Genomic DNA, 4,677 nt, shown 5'->3' with positions numbered 1-4,677 from the left:
CCCCCCCCCCGCCGTCAGGTGAGCGCCGCGACGACCGTCTCCGCCACCGGCCACGCGCCGTCCGAGGTGTTCGCGACGACCGTCCACGTGGTGCCCGTCGACGGCGAGTGACCGCTGCGGAACGACACGCCCGCGTCGGCGCCGACGAGCTGCAGCCCGTCGCCGGCCGGGTCGAGCCAGAAGCCGAGCCCGTAGCGCAGCCCCTCCTCGGGCACGTCGCTGACCGGTGTCGTCATCGTCGCGACGGTCTCGTGGGACACGATCCGACCCTCGTCGAGCGCGGTCCAGAACCGGTGCAGGTCCCCGACCGTCGCGTATGCGCCGCCGTCGCCCGTCGCCAGGACCGGCAGGTGCAGCGCGTTGGTCCGCACCTCGCCGTCGACGACGACGTAGCCCACCGCGACGTCACCCGGGAGGTCGTCGGTCCGCAGGAAGTCCGTCGCCGTCATGCCCGCGGGCGCGAGCACGCGCTGCCGCACCAGGTCGTGGTAGCTCACGCCGCTCGCGCGTTCCGCGAGCAGGGCCAGCACGACGAACGCGCCGTTGCAGTAGGAGAACTGCTCGCCCGGGGCGAAGACCTGCTCGTGCCCGTCGAGCACCGCGAGGAACTGCTCGGTCGTCGCGAGCCGGTGCACCGGGACGGTCATGAGGTACTCGCCCGAGTCCGCGTCGTCGTCCAGGTAGTCGCCGATCCCCGAGCGGTGGGCGAGCAGGTGCTCGATCGTCACGGCGTCGTCGACGAGCGGCAGGTCTGCGCCGAGCAGCGAGCGCGCGGTCGTCGTCAGGCTGAGCGTGCCCTGCTCGACGAGCGACATCACGACGAGCGCGGTGAGGGCTTTCGACCCGCTCGCGATGCCGAGCCGCGTCTCGGGCGTCATCGCGATGCCGTACGCCCGGTTCGCGAGGCCGAACGCGCGCACCAGCGGCGGCTCGCCCGCGCGGTCGACGCGCACCACCCCCGAGAAGTCGTGCTCCTGGGCGGCGGTCGTGAGCTCGTCGTCGAGGCTGGACATGGGCTCGACTGTAAGTCGCGGTGGCGACGACCGACGAGCTCTTTGCCTACCCGCGGACGTGCCCCGGGTCAGTGGTCGTGGCGGTGGTGCGCGTCCGGGTAGTGCTCGTGGGTGTGGGTGACCGCGAGGTGCGTGTGCACGTGACGGTGCCGCACCCCGGCCGCGACGGGTGCGTCGTGCTCGTGCTCGTGGTGGCCGTCGTCGTGCGTGTGCCAGTGCTCGTGCGTGACGGCGGAGTGCGTGTGCTCGTGCGCGTGCTCCTCGCTCAGGTGCAGCCACGTCCCGACGCCCATGAGCACGCCGGCGAGCAGCAGCTGCCACGTCACCGGGTCGCCGAGCGCGACCGCGAGGACGGCACCGAAGAACGGCGCGACCGAGAAGTACGCCCCGGCGCGAGCGGTCCCGACGTGCCGCAGCCCGACGATGAAGAGCACCAGGCTGAGCCCGTACGCCACGAAGCCGAGAGCGAGCGCGGACGCGGTCACCGCGACCGTCGGCAGCCGCGCGCCCAGCAGGAGCGCGACGGCGAGGTTCGTCGGCCCGGCGACCGAGCCCTTCACCGCGGCGAGCCAGGTCGCGTCCGTGAGCGAGACCCTGCGGGTCAGGTTGTTGTCCAGCGCCCAGCAGGCGCACGCCCCGACGATCGCCAGCGCGGGCCCCATGCTCGTGACCTGGGCCTGCCCGCCCGGCACGGCGATCACGACCGCACCCGCGACGATCGCGAGCATCCCGAGCACGACGCGGCGGCCGGCCGGCTCGCGGAACACCACCCACGCGATGACCGCGGTCAGCACGCCCTCGGCGTTGAGCAGCAGCGACGCCCCCGAGGCGGGCATCGAGGACAGCCCGACCATCAGCAGCACCGGACCGGCGACGCCACCGGCCACCCCCGCGCCGACGAGCCACGGCACGTCGCGCCGAGGGAGCCGGACCCGCGGCGAGCGGCGCACCAGCCGCCACACGCCCATCCCCAGCCCGGCGCCGACGTACAGCAGTCCGGCGAGCAGCCATGGGCTGACCTCGCCGAGCAGGAGCTTGGCCAGCGGGGCGCTCGCGCCGAACAGCACGGCCGCGAGCAGCGCCGCCTGCACGCCGCCGTTCCGCAGCCCGCCGTGCCGCACCCTGCTGGAGCGCCCACCCGCCGAGTCCCTCACCCCGCCATGCTCCCTCACGGACGTGCGCCCGACGCACGACCGCACGGGGCGGAGCAGGTCACCACTGGGAGCGGGCGTAGTCCTTGAGGAAGCAGCCGTACAGGTCCTCGCCGGCCTCGCCGCGCACGATCGGGTCGTAGACCCGCGCCGCGCCGTCGACCAGGTCGAGGGGGGCGTGGAAGCCCTCCTCGGCGAGCCGCACCTTGGTGGGGTGGGGGCGTTCGTCGGTGATCCAGCCGGTGTCGACCGCGGTCATGAGGATGCCGTCGGCCAGCATCTCGGCGGCGCTGGTGCGCGTGAGCATGTTGAGCGCGGCCTTGCTCATGTTGGTGTGCGGGTGGCCGGGGCCCTTGTAGCCGCGGGAGAACACGCCCTCCATCGCGGACACGTTGACGATGTACGTGCGCCGTGCGGGGGACGCCGCCAGGGCCGGGCGCAGGCGGCTGACCAGGATGAACGGCGCCGTCTGGTTGCACAGCTGCACCTCGAGCAGCTCCATCGGGTCGACCTGCTCGACGGTCGCGACCCAGCTGTTGGTCTCCGCCGCGTCGGGGATCAGCCCGCCCGCGTCGATCGACGTGCCCGCGACGAGCCGTTCGAGGCTCGCGGCCTGGGCGGTCAGGGACTGCGCCGTGAGCTCGTCGGCGGCCGCGCGGGCCGCGCGCTCGATCGCCAGCGCGGGGCTGGACAGCTCGCTCACGGACCCGGCGAGCGCGCGCGGGTGGGCGTCGCTGGTGTGCCCGAACGTCGTGATCATGCGCGCGCCCTCGTCGGGCAGCGGCGCGAGCTCGGCCTCGGCGATGCGCGAGTAGGCGCCGGGCGAGCGCCGCACGGTCTGCGCGGCGTTGTTGATGAGGATGTCCAGCGGCCCCTGCGCAGCGACGTGGTCCGCGAGCGAGACCACCTGCGCGGGGTCGCGCAGGTCGATGCCGACGACGTGCAGGCGGTGCAGCCAGTCGGCGGAGTCCTCCATCGCGCTGAACCGGCGCACGGCGTCGCGCGGGAAGCGCGTCGTGATCGTCAGGTCCGCGCCGTCGCGCAGCAGGCGCAGCGCGATGTACATGCCGATCTTGGCGCGGCCGCCGGTGAGCAGCGCACGTCGCCCGGTCAGGTCCGTGCGGGCGTCGCGCTTGGCGTGGTGCAACGCGGCGCAGTCCGGGCAGAGCTGGTGGTAGAACGCGTCGACGACCGTGTACGACTCCTTGCAGACGTAGCACGGGCGCGCCCGCAGCAGGGTCCCGGCGGTCGCGTTCGTCGCCGACGAGGTCAGCGGCAGGCCGTTGGTCTCGTCGTCGATCCGCCCGGGGCTGCCGGTCGCGGTCGCCGCGACCACGGCGGCGTCGGCCGCGGCGATCATCTGGCGCTTCTCGGTGCGGCGCTGCTTCTTGGCGGCCTTGAACAGCGCCGACGACGCGCGACGTGCGGCTGCGTGCTGCGCGTGCGTCTGCGGCAGGACGGCGACCTGGTCCATGACCCGCAGGAACGTCGCGAAGTCGGTGGGGTCGACGCCGGGCTGCTCGGGCGTCACGTCGGCCGCGGGGTCCGCGGGCGTGGTCGTCTGCGCGCTCATGCGCCGTCCGTCCTGCAAGTGGGGGAGTGGCCGTCGCGGTGTCGCGGGCCCGAAAGATGGTACGCGGCGCCGTCCCGCCGCGGGGGTGCGCTCCACCACACCTGCACACACCCCGCTCGCCCTCGTTCCCGCGGGACGCGGGCGACGAGCGACCGGTCAGGCGCGCGAGCGGAACGGCGCGAGCGTGGCACGCACGTGGTCGGCGGCGCCCCAGTCGTCGTCGAACTGCGCGAGGACGGCCAGGTGCTGGCGCAGCTGCAGGATCGGCATGCGCTCGCGCCAGCCCGCGTCCAGCCCGGTGAGCTCGGCGTACAGGTCGAAGAACGCGCGAGCCTCGGGCGGCGGGACCGTGGTCCACACGTGCGCCAGGTCGACCTCGGCCCACGTGTAGGACACGGCGGGGTCGATCAGCGCGGGCCGACCGTCCGAGGTGGCCAGCACGTTCTGCGCCCACAGGTCGCCGTGCGTCAGGCACGCAGGGCGCTCGGGCAGGAGCTCGGGCAGCCGTGCGCAGAGCCGTTCGAGCGCGGTGCGGTCCGCGTGGTCGAGCGCCGCGACGACCCGCGGCTCGTCGAGCCAGCGCAGCAGCCGGTTCCGGGCGAAGAACTCGAACCCGTCGTCGTGCCACGTGTTGACCTGCCGACGGCGCCCGAGCCAGTTGTCGCGGTGCCACCCGAACGCCCGATGGGTCGTGGTGTGCAGGCGTGCGAGCGTGTGCGCGAACCGCACCCAGAACGCCTCGTCGGCCGGGCGGGTGTGCAGCGCCTCGAGGACCAGGACGTCGGGCGTCACGACGAGCACGTCGGGCGTCGCGGCGCCCCCGAGCATCCGGAGCGCGGCCAGCCCCTCGGCCTCGGTGGCGAACGCGTCGAGCGACGGCGCGACGTCGAAGGCCTTGACGAACACCGACGAGCCGTCGGCGCGGCGGGCCAGCCCCGCC

Annotated in this window: 4 protein-coding genes; all 4 read right to left on the bottom strand. The window is 74.2% G+C overall.

The window, feature by feature from the left end; genetic code table 11:
• Positions 1-14 precede the first annotated feature (14 nt).
• A complete protein-coding gene (locus CWIS_RS12760; RefSeq protein ID WP_048343693.1) occupies positions 15-1,013 on the bottom strand; it encodes a serine hydrolase in 999 nt (332 codons plus the stop codon).
• 68 nt (positions 1,014-1,081) lie between these two features.
• On the bottom strand, positions 1,082-2,167 hold the full coding sequence (locus CWIS_RS12755; RefSeq protein WP_231583861.1) for a DMT family transporter: 1,086 nt from the start codon (positions 2,165-2,167) through the stop codon (positions 1,082-1,084).
• A 58-nt stretch (positions 2,168-2,225) separates the two neighbouring features.
• Entirely contained in the window at positions 2,226-3,737 is a 1,512-nt protein-coding gene (locus tag CWIS_RS12750; protein ID WP_048343691.1) for an SDR family oxidoreductase, read from the bottom strand.
• Positions 3,738-3,893: 156 nt separating this feature from the next.
• Positions 3,894-4,677: fructosamine kinase family protein (locus CWIS_RS12745; RefSeq protein WP_048343690.1), on the bottom strand; the 784-nt coding region annotated here is incomplete at its 5' end.

The organism is Cellulomonas sp. A375-1, from assembly GCF_001040865.1.
In the GTDB taxonomy this organism is placed as follows: domain Bacteria; phylum Actinomycetota; class Actinomycetes; order Actinomycetales; family Cellulomonadaceae; genus Cellulomonas; species Cellulomonas gelida.
The sequence above is the reverse complement of the archived record's forward strand: the minus strand, read 5'-3'. Positions and strand labels throughout refer to the sequence as shown.